Raw genomic sequence first — 14,110 nt, 5'->3', positions numbered from 1 at the left:
CGGAAAGGAGAAACGCTATGGCGAGTTTACGGGAAGCCGTAACGGTTTATCAGGACGAATTGCGGGCGGGCATTGCGTGGATAGCGTTCTGGCGGGAGGGGCGTTCATGGAGCAGCGACTATCTCTATCTTGAAATGGACGACACCCTTACGCCGGAGGATAGGAGCCGCTTGCAGGAAATCCAGCACACCGACCCCGCCGCCGTTGTTTTGAACGGCTACTATTGCGGCTACTTGGGCGAGGACATGAACCTTGCCGAGCTGACCGCTGGAGTACGCCGCCACTATGAGAACGGCTATAACAATATCGCTGACTTTATCGAAACCCACGACGACGCATTATCGCCGGAGCAGATCGAGGAAGCGAGGAAAGCCGCCCACGCCGCAGGACTTCCGTTTTCGGAAAAGCCCTACCGGGACGGGGACTTTGACCCCTATGTATTTGACGGGAGCATGAGCGCGGAGGATTACGAGCTTATGCACCGCATGATGAACGAAGAAAGGAGCGAACGATTGAGCGAAGTTTTTTCTATCTTAATTGACAACCGCAGCCGCTTTGAAGCGGGAGAATTAAGCAGCGCGTGGCTCTCCATGCCAGCGACGGCGGAGCAGCTTCACGCGGCTATGCAAAGCGTCGGCATTACCGCCGACAATCCGCAGGATTTTTTCATCAACGGGTATTCCTACCCCTTAGATAAGCCCCTTGCGTTGCCCTATGACATGGTGTGCGCCGCTGGGATTGACGAGCTGAATTTCCTTGCGGCGCGTCTGGAAGCCCTTGCCCCCGCAGACCTTGACGAGCTGAACGCCGCAGCGCAGCGGAAACCGGGCTTTGAGAACATCGGGCAGATCATCGACTACACCTACAACACAGACTTTTTCGTGCATATCCCCGAAGTACAGACGGTGCGGGATTTGGGCGACTACTACTTGAATAAATCCGGCATGGTGGATATGCCCGAAGAATGGAAAAAGGGCATTGACCTTGTGGCCTTTGGGCGCAACGCCGCCGAGCAGGAGCGCGGCAGCTTTACCCCCTATGGCTATATCGTGGAAAGCGGTGACCAATGGGAACGCCATTACGAGGGGCGGGACGTGCCGGAGGAATACCGCATTATGAGCTATCCGCAGCCCCCGGCGCGGCCTGACCCGGAGAAAGCGGACTTTGACGCTATCAGCACAGGGCAGGCCGCGACGCTGACCGCAGAACCCCCGCAGCCGCGCCCCGTTGTTCCTATTGTCCTGACTTCCGAAAAGCCCGCCGAGAAGATAAAGGAGATCACCGACCGTCTGGAACAGGGCATTGCGGAGCTGTTCGACAGCGAACGCTACAAGGACTATCTGCGCGTTATGTCGAAGTTCCACAATTACAGCTTTCGGAATACGCTTCTGATTGCCATGCAAGCCCCCGACGCTTCCCTTGTGGCGGGCTACAATACATGGAAGAACACCCACGGACGCCATGTAAAGGGCGGCGAAAAGGGCATTAAAATCTTTGCGCCGTCCCCCTACAAGGTCAAGCGGGAAGTGGAGAAGTTAGACCCGCAGACGCGGAAGCCCATCATCGGCAAGGACGGGAAGCCCGTCACCGAAGAACAGGAAATCACCGTCCCCGCCTACAAGGTGGTATCTGTCTTTGACGTTTCGCAGACCGAGGGGCGGGAGCTGCCCGACATTGCGGTGGACGAGCTGACGGGGGACGTTGACCGCTACAATGATTTTTTCGCCGCGCTGGAAAAGACCTCACCTGTCCCCATCGGCTTTGAAAACATCGAGGGCAAATCTCACGGCTATTACCATCTGGAAGAAAAGCGGATCGCCATTCAAGAGGGTATGAGCGAATTGCAGACCTTGAAAACCGCTATCCATGAGATCGCCCACGCAAAGCTGCACGACATTGACTTGAACGCCCCGAAAGAGGATTTAGCGGACAGGCCAGACCGCCGCACAAGGGAGGTACAGGCCGAAAGTGTGGCGTACACCGTCTGCCAGCACTACGGGCTTGATACGTCCGACTACTCCTTTGGCTACGTCGCTGGGTGGAGCAGCGGGCGGGAGCTTGCGGAGCTGAAAGCGTCCCTTGAAACAATCCGCACCGCCGCCGCCGAGATTATAGACAGCATTGACGGACACTTTGCGGAGCTGCAACAGGCGCGGGAGCAGGCCGCCCAACAGGAGCAACCACAGCCCAGTTTTGAACAATGGAGTGAGCCAGTCACCCCGGACAATACGCCGGATAATCCGGGGGAGCCGTCCGACGATGTAGCTGCGTATTTGCCAGAACAGGGCGAACCGCCGCAAGAAGCGACACCCGACCTTGCCGCCGAGCCTACCGTTACGATTATTTGGAGCGAGAGCGCGGAGCTGCGGGAGGGTGAAACCATGCCCCTTTCCCGCGCAAATGCCCTTTTCGCTTCCCTTGACGAAGCGGAGCTTGCAAGCCCCGGCTATGACAAGACGAAGTTTGCCATTGATTGCGTCTTTGACGGCGAGGCCGACCACTACGAGGGGCGGCAGGACTTTGGCGACGGCGACGGGAGCCTGATAGACCATATTGAAAAATACCACGCCCACTATGAGAACAATGCGGATTGGGAAAACCATCTGCTGCACACCGAGGGCAAGGAAGCGGTAGAAGCGGACAAGGAACAGCGGGCTATGCTGCTGCATGAGTTTATCCCCTATTTGAAGCTGCATTGCGCCCTTTCTGATATGGAGCAGGCCGCAGCCGCCGCGATGCAAAGCGGCGAAAGCATGACCCAGCCCGAAACGGCCTATCACACCGCCGTACAAGCCTACGTTGCCGAGTGTCGGGGGAAAATCAACAGCGGCGATTATGAATTGCCGCCCGCCCCACGGCTTGCCGACTTTGACCCGGAGCTTCAGGCGTACAAGGAACACGTCAGGGAGGAAATCGCGCAGGAAGCCGCCGCCGCAGGAATGACCGTAGAGGAATACGCCGCCAATGGCTACGAGCCTTACCCCGCCGCGCCGGAGGAACAGCCGCAGGAGCCGGAAACCCCTGTCTTTGATAAGCTGCCCCCCGAACAGCAGCAGAAGCTATCCGGCGAGGTAAAGGCCACGCTGCAAATGCTGATCGACGCGGACATACAGACCGCCGGAGAGGTTACGGCTGAAACGCTGGAAGCGATTGCTACACAGGGCTACGCTTACCGGGACGGAAATCTTGTGAAGCAGGACACACCTACGGAGTTGCAGAAAAAGGCCGCTGAAATCGCCAAAAAATATGAAAGTCTGCCTATGCAGGATAGGATAGGGATTATCGCGCAGGCGTTCGGCTGCACGTCCGGCAAAATTGAAACTTCTCCATGTTCCGGCAAATGGCGCGGGACAAGCGATATATCTATCCGCTTTGATAACGGCGCGTCCCTTGGTATCGGCAACGACTTAACGCCGAAAGCTAAGACCGCAAAGGTGCAAAACGAGCTTGTCAACGCCACTTTGCGGCGGTATAACCCGGAGATTGTCGCCGCCACAAAGGACGTCGCCCTTGCAGCACTTAGGGCGCGGGAGGTCAAGGACAACGAGATTGCCGCGCAGCATGGGCTAAAGCCGTACACCTTGCTCAATGTGGAGCTGCACGACGGCGCAGACAGCAAGAGCGGACACATGGGCTGGTACTTTGTGACGCTGGCGGTTGACGGCAAAATCCATTCGCATTTAGAAACGGGATTGGCCTTTGACATAGCGGGCGGCAAGGTGAGCGAAACACCCTCAAAGAGAAGCTATTATACAGCGGGGGCTTTGAAAGAAGCCGAGGTTGACTATGTTTTCAACAACGTGGGCTTTTCCTCTACCTCTGACCTTTATTCGCTGCCTATCAGTAATGAAGTGCGGGAACGTGCGGAAAAGACCCTTGCGGAGCGGGAAAAAGAGCAGCCCGCCGCCGAAGCCCCCGCGCCGGAACAAGCCGCAGCGAAGCCGGAAGCGTCCGTTACCTATTATCCCATCAATGAGGACGCCGCCCGCCGCGCAAAGGAAATGAATAGCTTTGATAGCTACAAGCCGGGCAGCGCGACGGCAGCTTACCGCAGCTACATTGACGAAGCCGTACAGATCGCGGAGCGTCAAAAAGCGCGGGTAGACCCGATGTACCATGAGAAAATAGACAGTCTGCTTGATACCTATGCCCGGAAGCTGGCGGCAAACTTAAATGCCAGCTATGCCATTGAAGCCCGCGTACCCTCTATTCTGATTACTGGCGGCTCTAATTTCCCGGTTAGGCAGAAAGAAAAGCAGAACGCGGCGCGGGACAGGAATATGGAGGAGTGGCGGGATATTCAAGGCTTACTTGATAAAATCCGCAGTACGGGTATGGGCGGTATCAGCGCGGACGACCCGCAGGCTGTCCCCAAACTGGAAAGCAAGCTGGCGGGCTTGGAAAAGTTGCAGGAGAAAATGAAAGCGATAAACGCCTATTTCCGCAAGCACAAGACACTTGACGGCTGCCCCGGCCTTTCGCCGGAACAGGGGCAAAAGCTGGTGGCTGGCATGGCTTCCTATGACCGCGTACCCTACCCCTCGTGGGCTTTATCCAACAACAGCGCGGAAATACGCCGTTTGAAAACCCGCATTGCTTCCCTCACACAGCAAAAGGCAGTCGGCTTTGTAGGCTGGGAGTTTGACGGCGGCAAGGTGGAAGCAAATACTGACGCTAACCGGCTGCAAATCTTCTTTGACGGCAAACCCGACGAAGCAACAAGGGAAGAGCTGAAACATAACGGCTTCCGCTGGTCGCCCAAAGAGGGGGCATGGCAACGGCAGCTTACCACAAACGCATACTACGCAGCGGATTATGTGAAAGCCATTGCGCCCATTACTGGCGAAAAGCCTACCGAGTTACAGCGGGCGCATATCCGGGCGCAGAAGCAACAGGCGATACAGACCCCGCAAGAGCAGCCCGCCGCCGAAGCCCCCGCGCCGGAGCAGACCCAGCCGCAAACGCAGGACACCTTTTCCATCTACCAGCTAAAGCGCGGGGACGAAACGCGGGACTTCCGTTTTGAGCCTTACGACCGCCTGCAGGCGGCGGGGCTTGCCGTTGACCCGGCGAATTATGACCTGATCTATACCGCGCCCCTTGCGCCGGATATGTCGCTGGACGATATTTTCACCCGCTTCAACATCGACCACCCCGCAGACTTCAAGGGACACAGCCTTTCCGTTTCCGACGTGGTAGTGCTTCATCAGGCCGGACAGGACACCGCCCACTATGTAGACAGGTTCGGCTATCAGCAAGTGCCGGAGTTTTTGCAGGAGCAGCAGGAGCTTACCCCCGACGCCCGTATGACCGGGGAGCAGATCAGGACGCCCCGGGGCAGCTTCCACGTTACCGATATGACCCGCGAACAGATGGAAGCCGCCGGATATGGCTTTCACCACCAATCGGAGGACGGAAAGTATTTCATCATGGGGAATGGCACACGGGCGTTTGCCGTTTCCGCTACGCAGCCGGAAAGCCCCATAAAGCACATTGAGGACACCGTAGAGCAGAACGATAACTGCTTTGACGGTATCATCAACAACACCCCGCCTACGCCCACCGTTGACGAGCTGGAAGCAAAGGTACAGGCTGGGGAACAGATTTCCTTGCTTGACCTTGCCGACGCAATCAAGGCCGACAAGGAGCGCGGCGGCGGGACTCCGGAGAAAAAGCCGTCTATCCGGGCGCAGCTCAAAGCCGATAAGGAACGGGCGGCGCAGAAAAAGACGGCGGCAAAAACGAAGTCGCAGGACTTGGAAAGGAGCTGACCCATGCAAAGGTTTGATAATGTGGACGTGTTCGCGTCCCTCAATGCCCTTATGCGGCAAAATACAGGCTTTTACCAAAGCGATTTGGAGATTGACAAGGAGATCATTGCGAGGGCGGCGGCAAGCCCTGACGCAGCGGACAAAACGCTTCTCTGGCTCTCCCGCCCGTCGGGGACGTATTGCTTCAAGGAGCGCGACGTTTTCCTAAAGGACACAGGGCCGCACAATACCTGGCGTTTCCACAAGGAGCAGACCCGCGATAGGATTCTGGCCTATGCCATTGAGCTTACAGGCGTGGAGGACGGGAAAATCCGGGGCAATCTCTATGAGCTGGACTATGCGCAGCACTACCAGCGTGTAAAGGAACAGGCGGTTCCCGCCGATATGGTGCGCCTGACCTATGCCTACGGGGATAGGGAGCAGCCCGCAAAGGAGTTTTTCGACGCTTCCCCCGACCCGCGCCTTGGAAAGTATATGCACTATGAAACGCTGCCGAACGACCCCGCAGCACTCCGCGAAGTGCTGCAAGCGGAAAAACACAGCCGGGACGCCCTGACGCCGGGGGACTTCAAGGCACACGTCGCCGCGCTGCACGATGGGCTGATTGAACATGAAGCGCGGCGCATTGTGGAGCGCATGAAAGGGCTGGACAGGCTGAACAGCCCCAACAAGACGCATTTCATGGTGGAGATCGCCCCGGCGTTCATGCAGCTTGCGTCTACAAAGGACACCGACCGCCTTTTCTCCATGCTGCCCTATAAGACCCTTTCCTTTTCCAAAATTGATGGCAGACATGGGACGTATGCGCTGATCGGCAAGGACGAGAACCGGGACAGGGAAATCCGCAAGTCCCGCCCCTCTATCCGGGCGCAGCTTGCCGCAGACAAGAAAACAGCCGCACCGAAAAAGGCGGCGACGAAATCGAAGAAACACGAAATGGAGGTATGAGCATGATTCGATTGACCGTTGAGGAAGAAAACCTTTTGAGCATTTACGATACAGGCAGCAAGCGGGAGCTGTTCGAGCGTGTCAACGCCGCGCTGCCGTTTATGGACGGAGATATGCAAGAGCTGGCAGTACGCGCCTTGCAGAAGATCGACGCCCTGACCGAAGCGGAGTTTGCGGGGCTTGCCGTTTTTGCCGCAGACGACGAATGAACGGGCTGAAACGGCTGACGCCGCAGCAAAGCCGGAAAGTCAACGCCCTTGTGAAAAAATCCTGCTGTAACTACGACAACGGAAATTGCCTGTTGTTAGACGACGGGGAAACGTGCGTCTGTCCGCAGCTTATTTCCTATTCGCTGCTGTGCAAGTGGTTTCGTGCTGCCGTCCTGCCGGACGATAAGGAGCTGCAAGCCGAGCTGTACCAGCGGGAGGATTTGCGCCGCTGTACCGTATGCGGCGCGGCCTTTGCGTCCAGCTCTAACAGCGTGAAATACTGCCCCGATTGCCGGAAGCGTATCACCCGGAAGCAAGCTGCCGAGCGCATGAGGAAACGACGCGCCCATGTTACGCGGTAGGGGCAAAATAAGCCCCATTTTATGCGGCTTTCCGGGCGCGTTTTTTAGGAAGCAAGGGAATTACATTCAAGCCCTCTAAAATGGGCTTCTACTGCGTAACAGGCACATAAGAGCTGCACCCATAAGAAAGGCGGGGCGCGGTGGCCATACTTGGCTGCCGCGCCCTGTTCTTTTGCTTAAAAATAGAATAATTGAGAGTTTTTTATATTTAGTCTGTCAATGAGGTTTTGTGCATTAGCACTATCGTCGTGATATGAAACACACCATTTACAAGTCGACTGAACATTTTTTCGTATTTCAGCGAAATAATCAAAATCTATTTCAGAAAGAGAATGACCCAATACATACACTTCATTAACCGTCCTTAATGAGTTAAAAAAAGACTGATAATATCTAATAATTGAAGCAGTATCTTTATATGTTCTTCTAAAATAGTCTTTTATAATTTCTTTAGCCTCTTGTAACCTAAAATCTTCCTCTATATCTTCCAGATAAATACCATGTTCTTCGGCTGCATTAAATGCAGGGATTACCTGTTCTTGAAAAAGTGCAGCGTTATGGTGTCCTAATATTAGATTATTCCCGCGCAAAGCATTACCATGAATATATAAAATATTAGAAGTTGGAATACCATACACTTTTTCTAATGTATCTGTATAGTTAAAATTCAAAAATAAACAATTTCTATTAAGTATATCTGGTGAAACAACAGGTGGTACATTTGTGTTTATATGCAAAATCCACTCTGAAAAATAGCGTGAAATATTTGTGGCAAAAGACAAATCTTCACTTATCATGTATTGAAAGTCATGATTGGCACTATCGCGCCAGTTATCATCTCCATAATCAAGAAAGTAACAAGAATTATCTTCTTGTATCTGCTCGTAATCCAAAAAACCTAATGCTTCTTCAAAGGAACTCCACAAATCCTCTTCGGGAATGTATTTACCTATGGCTTCATAAAAGCGATGCCTTTCTTGGTCTTGTGCGGAAACACTATCAAGAAGAACAAATCTGTCATATATAATTTGGGGTGGCTTTTCGTAAGAGCATAAGTATTTCATAAAATCAGAATACTTTGTGTGTAAGCCATGAGCTAAATCAAATCCATTACCAATGACGACTAATCTCGACAACATATATGCCCCCTTTCTTTCAAACTATTATAGCAACAAAGAATACACTTTTCCACTATTACACATCACCCGCGCGCTGTTTCCTTTTTATGTTCCACCTGCCTGTCCGTGTGTAAAATACTGTCAATGTTCCGCTTGATAACATCATATTCCTGCACCTGTTTTTTCAGCTTGCCATAGTCGGCGTAAAGGGCTTCTTTCTGGCCTTGCAGCTTTTCATACTCTGCTTGGAGGGCGGCAACGCTGGGGAGCTTCCTGCCGATCTGCGCGGTCTGTAACGCCCTTGCCGCTGCTTCATGGAGGATAATGCCCCGCTCATGGTCTGCTTTGAATTGCCCTTTGTCCTTGGCCTTGCGGTATGCGTCATACAGGGGCTTTGTCTTTTGATAGGTGGTAACATTCTTGATAAGCACCGCCATATCCGCAAGCCGTCGTTCCACGTCCTTTAGGCTGTCTGCGGCCTGTTCACTGGCGGCTGTCACTTGCTCTATCCGGCTGACTAAATCCGCATACTGTTCTATCCTGTGTTCCGTCAAGAAGTTCATCGTCTTTGCGGCCTGTTTCAGATTATGGATTTTCGCCCATTGTTCATAGCCCCGGCTCTGCTGCGCCTTGATACTGTTCTCAATGTCGATAAGCAGGCTGACGCCGCCGCGCTGCTGCTTGGGGACTTTGGCGGTGCGGGCGCGCTTTCCGGCTATCCGCTCCCTGATCGCTTCCTCTGTGTAGTCTGCGCCGAGGGTTTTAAGGCGGGTGAAACGCTCCTGCCCCGGTGCGCGGCACGACACATATTTTCCCGGCTTGATTTCATAGCCCGCCGCCTGTAACTTCTGCAACAATTCTTCAAAGCTGGACACTTGGGGGATAAGCGCGTCAACGGCGATTTTCAGTTTGCCTTTCCAACTCGTCCCCGTTTTCTCCGCTTGGTACTCCGCGTAGCTCTTTCCTTTGCTGCCCTTGCTGGGGACGACGACGGACAGGCCGTTTTCCCGGCACAGCTTGTCGCTCATGTTCCGTATGCCGTAGTACGTCCGCTTGTTGGAAACGTATTTGTGGTGGTCTACGAAATTGACGGCGCAGAAAATGATATGATTATGGACGTGGCCTTTGTCAATGTGCGTCGTCAAAACATATTCATGCTGGCCTTTGGTAACAGCGTCGGCAAGCTGCCGCCCGATCTCATGGGCGGTCTGCGCGTCTGTTTCCCCCGGTTCAAAGGACTGTATCAGGTGAAAGGCTAAGTTGTTGCCCTTTTGGAGTGCTTGCGACAGGGTAAATCCAAACTCTATGTCTGCCGTTTCATAGGAGCAGCCGAAAGAGGACACCAGCATTTTCCCGTCCGTCTTGTCCGGGTTTTCGATGTAGTCAAGGGCTTTGCTTAGAGTGCTTTTAATAGGTTTAATCTTTGTAACCGCCATATTTCATCTAACGCCCCCTTTAGCTCGTCTATGTCCTCTTGGTACACGCTGCCCGTACTGTTCACGCGCCGCGCTATCTGATTGATATTCACCCCGATTTTCTGTATCTCCGCTGTCATTGCCTTTATGTCGCTGTGATCTACTTGCACGATATAGCCGTCAATAGCAATCTTCCGCAGATACGCCGCCATATTGTTTGTGGGTATGAGCTTCATTTTTTCAAGAATCAAATCCCGTTCCGCTTCCGTCACGCGAAACTTGACTTGCACCGTCCTTTTCCGTCCGTCCATGCGCCGCCGCTCCTTTCCGTTCTCATAGAGGGTTTGGGACACTTCCCAACAAGCAATTTTCAACCGACGCGCCGCAGCGCAGGAGGGCGAAAATACGGAAGTGGGTACCCGCTTCCTATGCTTGCTATTCCTCTTTTCACATACTTCCACACCTAAAATGTAGATTTGCCAAACATTCCCCGAAAAAAGAAAAACGCCACAATTTGCGACGTTTCAATAGCAGCACAGACAAAAAACGGAGGACTTTATTCCCCCGTTTCCTTGCTGTTCGCTTCCTGTATTCCTTTTGCAGTTGCCGTCATAATCGTTAAATCCCGGCTGCTCATATCAGTAAGCAGACTGTCAAGCTGCCGCCGTTGCGTGGATTTGTCTGTTTCCTCAGTCGGGAAAAAGAACTGGTCTACTGACACATCTAAAAAGGTGACAAGCTCATAAAAGATTTGTAGGCTTGGGTGCTGTCCACTTTTCTCAATGGACGCGATATAGCGCGGCGCAATGTTCAGCCTGTCCGCTAACTGGTTGCGTGAGATACCCTTTGCCTTTCTTGCTTCTTTAATGGCTTGACCGAAAGCCTTAAAATCATACTTCACTTTGTCCTGCTTCATATTTTTCACCCTATTACATTTTACCGTTCATCTTTCCACTTTGGATATGATTACACACAGCATAGTATTGACAGTAATAGAGCATATATTCATCAAAAATTTACCTATGGATATTGAAAAAGACTTGACAGGAGAACAAATAGTAGCTAAAATAGAAAGAGAACAAACAGTAGCTAAATGAAAAGGAGCTTATGACTATGATAAAACTATTCTTTGGAAACAGCGTCACAATTATCAGTACACTTTTGTTGGGGGCAAATATCGGCTTTATCCTATGGGGATATTTAAGCCGGGCAGCAATCCATAAATGGGGTATGATTATCCTACTCTTTATCCTGCTTCATGGTGCGCTGTGGTATTTTGCGAATGTCCGTGATCTGTATTCTAACTCTATCATATATGCTACTGATGGCAGCGTAGAAATGGGGCTGTTTTCAGTTAGCAGTATTCAATCCATTGTCTTTTGGGTGGCAAGTGTTATTATATGGGTGCTTGGGATAATATCAATCTTCAAACCGGATTACAGGCAAAATATTTTTTTCATTATTGCTGTTGTGAGTATTGTTCAAATTGCATTTATTGAGGGTTCTCGTATATGGCTTTATAATTCTGTTCCTACTCGTTTTGATTATATGTAAGTGAGGTATTAGCATGGCGAAAAGAAATACGAAAGAAATTATTTTATTTGAATCACTAAAGCTGTTTGCTGATAAAGGCTATGACGGTGTAACAGTGCGTGACATTGCGGCAGAAGTTGGAATTAAGCAAAGCTCTTTATACAAACACTATAAAAGCAAGCAGGAAATCTTTGATACATTGGTAGACACAATGCAATTACGTTTTAGGGACGCGGCTACTTCTTTTCAGCTTCCAAATGGCGAATTGCGAGAAATGGCAAGGGAATACGCAACAGGTGGCAACGGGGTTTTGAAGAAAATTAGTAGTGATATTTTTTGTTTTTACTTGAAAGACCCCTATGCCTCACAGTTTCGTAAAATGCTTTCCATTGAGAAGTACAAGAACAAAGAAATTGACCGCATATATCGAGAAGTATACATTGATACCGCGATTTCTTATCAGGCCACACTTTTTGACGAAATGATAAAACAAGGCTTTATGCGGCAAGCCAATCCCGAAGTTATGGCATTACAGTTCTTTGCGCCGATTTTTCTTTTACTCAATAAATATGACGGTATAGCAGAAAAGGAAAAAGAGGCAATAGAAATGTTGGGAAAGCATATAGAACAGTTTGACATGATTTACCGTAAGGAGGAGATTTAATGAAAACTGCAATCGTATACGCCACAAAATACGGCTGCACAAAAAAATGCGCTGAAATCCTAAAGACTTATCTTCATGGTGAAGTAAACATACTTTCAGTAAAAGCAGATAAAATCAATCTATCTCAATATGACACTGTTTTTATTGGCGGTTCTGTGTATATGGGTAAAATCCAAAAAGAAATTACGCATTTTTGTAAACGCAATCTAAAACAGCTATTGCACAAGAAGATAGGATTGTTCGCGTGCTGCTATACCCCGAAAGATACAGTGGGATTTTTTGAAACACTTTACCCAATAGAGCTAATAAATCATGCTTCCTATGTAACCTCTGTTGGCGGCATAATGGACTACGAAAAAATGAATTTCCTATATAGGAAATTGTTTCAGTCTTTGAAAAAGATTGACGGCTTTAATGAGGGATTTACTGAACCAGTAATAAATGAGGGCGAGATAAAGAAATTGGCAGAAGCAGTAAATAAGTAAAATTCACCATTACCTTACGAATTGAGGTGGTTTAGTGAGAGGGGAACAATGGATATTGTGTCCTATATGTGGAAACAAGACAAGGTTAAAAATCCGGAAAGATACAGAGCTGAAAAACTTTCCGCTATTCTGCCCGAAGTGTAAACAGGAAGCATTAATCAATATCAAACAATTTAATATGTCAGTTATCAAAGAGCCAGACGCAAAGACGCAGAGCCGATAATCAATGAGTTAATTACTCATGGTTGTCGGCTCTTTTCTTTTCAGATAACTGCTTCTACTATGCGATTGCTGACAGATTGCAACAGATAAAAACCGTTGCTCGTCGGCAAGAACGCGCCCGATCTGAATAGCGGCGGTTTTGAAATAACAATCAAAGCCGCCGTATTCTTTTTTGAAAAATAGGAATACGGAGGGTGTATTAAAGTCGCCCTTATTTAAGGATACGGCGGTATCAAGGAGGTGCCGCTGTGTTTCTTTTGTATCGACATAACTTGACATTCTTTTCATCAAAAAAAGTTCGACCCCCGCCACGGGATATACCGGCCTTATAGATGATTACACATATCATTACAATACTGTTTATATTTCACTTGCCCCCGTCTGCATTTTGCAGGCGGGGGCATTTTTGCGTTTTCCAGAAAAGATTTTTGGAAATCCGGCCTTTGTTTCCGGCGTAATCAAAACGCTTGGTGTTGAGGGCTTACGAAAGGGGAAGTCATCACCCGCTTTCGCGGTTGCGAAAGGAGGTGAAACCATGAACGAGCCTATTCGTACCCAATGGCAAATCCGTTGCGCTTTTAACGGCTTTTGCAAGCGGACGTTGAAAAACGAAGCCATCAACGCCCACAGGGACAGGTCGCGTCAGCAGCTCCGCGAGGTTAGTTTTTCTGACTTGTCTCCGCAAGAGGAAAAACAGCTTTACACCTATGATACCTACTTTGCAGATGATGAAGCTGAAAAGTCCTTTTGCGTGGCGGGAAAGGAGATCACCGCGAAGCTGCTTGCCGAAGCCCTACGCAGCTTGCCGGAAGAAAAGCGGGACGCCGTATTGCTCTACTACTTCTTTGATATGAGCGACGTGGAGATTGGAAAGCTCCGCGACGTTCCGAGAAGCACAGTCCAGTATCGGCGGACAAGCTCTTTTGAACTGTTAAAACGCTATTTGGAGGAACGCGCCTATGACACAAACGATTGGTAACACCGAACAGGACGAACGCGGCTTACTGCCCTACCCGGTAATCATAGCCGCAACAAAGGGCGACCCGGAAGCTATGCAGATCGTCATACAGCATTATGACAGCTACATAGCGTCCCTGTCTATGCGGAAGCTCCGCGACGAGCGCGGCAATAGCTACTACGGCATAGACGAGGACATACGCGACCGCTTGCGGTCAAAGCTCATGCGGGCTGTCCTGTCATTCAAGGCCTGATTTGAAAAGCAGCGTCCCCCTTTCCGCTGTTCCCAGCTCCGGCCTTGCTACGGCACCTTGAAAAAGAAAGCGGCGCAAGATAACGGCGGCGCAGTTGATATGTACCCAGAATTCTGGACACATAAAAAATTGAATTAGGTGCACATGGATGCCTCTCTGAATTTTGTAGGAG

At 50.6% G+C, this 14,110-nt stretch carries 15 protein-coding genes and 1 pseudogene; 10 read left to right on the top strand and 6 right to left on the bottom strand.

The features are described 5' to 3' along the window. Positions 1–32: 32 nt before the first annotated feature. The 4 genes and pseudogenes from ABUA09_RS07615 to ABUA09_RS07600 form a co-directional block, all read left to right on the top strand. Positions 33–5,771: pseudogene (locus tag ABUA09_RS07615) on the top strand (YodL domain-containing protein); the annotation flags it as partial. Between the two features lie 3 nt (positions 5,772–5,774). Beyond that, positions 5,775–6,719 carry a hypothetical protein gene (locus ABUA09_RS07610; protein WP_349949244.1) on the top strand — a complete coding sequence of 315 codons (945 nt, stop codon included), beginning with the start codon at positions 5,775–5,777 and terminating at the stop codon, positions 6,717–6,719. 2 nt (positions 6,720–6,721) lie between these two features. Then, the gene (locus tag ABUA09_RS07605; RefSeq protein WP_349949243.1) at positions 6,722–6,928 is read left to right on the top strand and encodes a transposon-transfer assisting family protein; all 207 of its coding nucleotides are present in this window, start codon (positions 6,722–6,724) and stop codon (positions 6,926–6,928) included. Beyond that, entirely contained in the window at positions 6,925–7,290 is a 366-nt protein-coding gene (locus ABUA09_RS07600) for a cysteine-rich VLP domain-containing protein (protein ID WP_349949242.1), read from the top strand. Before ABUA09_RS07605 ends, ABUA09_RS07600 begins: the two co-directional genes overlap by 4 nt. Positions 7,291–7,466: 176 nt before the next feature. Here ABUA09_RS07600 and ABUA09_RS07595 read toward each other — a convergent pair whose 3' ends face one another. From ABUA09_RS07595 to ABUA09_RS07580, 4 genes are all read right to left on the bottom strand, one after another. Beyond that, entirely contained in the window at positions 7,467–8,426 is a 960-nt protein-coding gene (locus tag ABUA09_RS07595; protein WP_349949241.1) for a bacteriophage abortive infection AbiH family protein, read from the bottom strand. A gap of 65 nt (positions 8,427–8,491) precedes the next feature. Continuing rightward, complete coding sequence (locus ABUA09_RS07590; protein ID WP_349949240.1) at positions 8,492–9,844, bottom strand: relaxase/mobilization nuclease domain-containing protein; 1,353 nt, start codon at positions 9,842–9,844, stop codon at positions 8,492–8,494. Beyond that, on the bottom strand, positions 9,805–10,134 hold the full coding sequence (locus ABUA09_RS07585) for a plasmid mobilization protein (RefSeq protein WP_349949239.1): 330 nt from the start codon (positions 10,132–10,134) through the stop codon (positions 9,805–9,807). The genes ABUA09_RS07590 and ABUA09_RS07585 overlap by 40 nt, the downstream gene beginning before the upstream one ends. A gap of 245 nt (positions 10,135–10,379) precedes the next feature. Then, positions 10,380–10,739 carry a helix-turn-helix domain-containing protein gene (locus ABUA09_RS07580; protein ID WP_349949238.1) on the bottom strand — a complete coding sequence of 120 codons (360 nt, stop codon included), beginning with the start codon at positions 10,737–10,739 and terminating at the stop codon, positions 10,380–10,382. A gap of 197 nt (positions 10,740–10,936) precedes the next feature. On the opposite strand from ABUA09_RS07580, the gene ABUA09_RS07575 reads away from it, so the two are divergent. The 4 genes from ABUA09_RS07575 to ABUA09_RS07560 are packed head-to-tail and all read left to right on the top strand — an operon-like array spanning position 10,937 to position 12,728. Then, on the top strand, positions 10,937–11,377 hold the full coding sequence (locus tag ABUA09_RS07575; RefSeq protein ID WP_349949237.1) for a hypothetical protein: 441 nt from the start codon (positions 10,937–10,939) through the stop codon (positions 11,375–11,377). A 13-nt stretch (positions 11,378–11,390) separates the two neighbouring features. Beyond that, positions 11,391–12,020 (top strand): TetR/AcrR family transcriptional regulator, encoded by a 630-nt coding sequence (locus ABUA09_RS07570; RefSeq protein WP_349949236.1) that lies wholly within the window; start codon positions 11,391–11,393, stop codon positions 12,018–12,020. After that, positions 12,020–12,505, top strand: coding sequence for a flavodoxin domain-containing protein (locus ABUA09_RS07565; RefSeq protein ID WP_279202651.1), 486 nt, complete (start codon positions 12,020–12,022; stop codon positions 12,503–12,505). Before ABUA09_RS07570 ends, ABUA09_RS07565 begins: the two co-directional genes overlap by 1 nt. Before the next feature lie 34 nt (positions 12,506–12,539). Continuing rightward, the gene (locus tag ABUA09_RS07560; RefSeq protein WP_279202650.1) at positions 12,540–12,728 is read left to right on the top strand and encodes a cysteine-rich KTR domain-containing protein; all 189 of its coding nucleotides are present in this window, start codon (positions 12,540–12,542) and stop codon (positions 12,726–12,728) included. Positions 12,729–12,736: 8 nt separating this feature from the next. Here ABUA09_RS07560 and ABUA09_RS07555 read toward each other — a convergent pair whose 3' ends face one another. After that, positions 12,737–13,039, bottom strand: coding sequence for a hypothetical protein (locus ABUA09_RS07555; RefSeq protein WP_279202649.1), 303 nt, complete (start codon positions 13,037–13,039; stop codon positions 12,737–12,739). Between the two features lie 94 nt (positions 13,040–13,133). Here ABUA09_RS07555 and ABUA09_RS07550 point away from each other — a divergent pair, with 94 nt between their 5' ends. Together ABUA09_RS07550 and ABUA09_RS07545 are read left to right on the top strand one after the other, a co-directional pair. Continuing rightward, positions 13,134–13,706, top strand: coding sequence for an RNA polymerase sigma factor (locus ABUA09_RS07550; RefSeq protein WP_349949235.1), 573 nt, complete (start codon positions 13,134–13,136; stop codon positions 13,704–13,706). Beyond that, the gene (locus tag ABUA09_RS07545) at positions 13,687–13,938 is read left to right on the top strand and encodes a helix-turn-helix domain-containing protein (protein ID WP_279202648.1); all 252 of its coding nucleotides are present in this window, start codon (positions 13,687–13,689) and stop codon (positions 13,936–13,938) included. The genes ABUA09_RS07550 and ABUA09_RS07545 overlap by 20 nt, the downstream gene beginning before the upstream one ends. Here the strand turns inward: ABUA09_RS07545 and ABUA09_RS07540 are convergent. Then, positions 13,924–14,110: hypothetical protein (locus ABUA09_RS07540; protein ID WP_349949234.1), on the bottom strand; the 187-nt coding region annotated here is incomplete at its 5' end. The genes ABUA09_RS07545 and ABUA09_RS07540 overlap by 15 nt on opposite strands.

Origin of the sequence: Intestinimonas sp. RTP31139st1_F5_RTP31139_211217 (assembly GCF_040226735.1) — a bacterium.
Classification (GTDB): Bacteria; Bacillota; Clostridia; order Oscillospirales; family Oscillospiraceae; genus Intestinimonas; species Intestinimonas butyriciproducens.
This window is presented reverse-complemented; position numbering and strand designations above follow the sequence as displayed.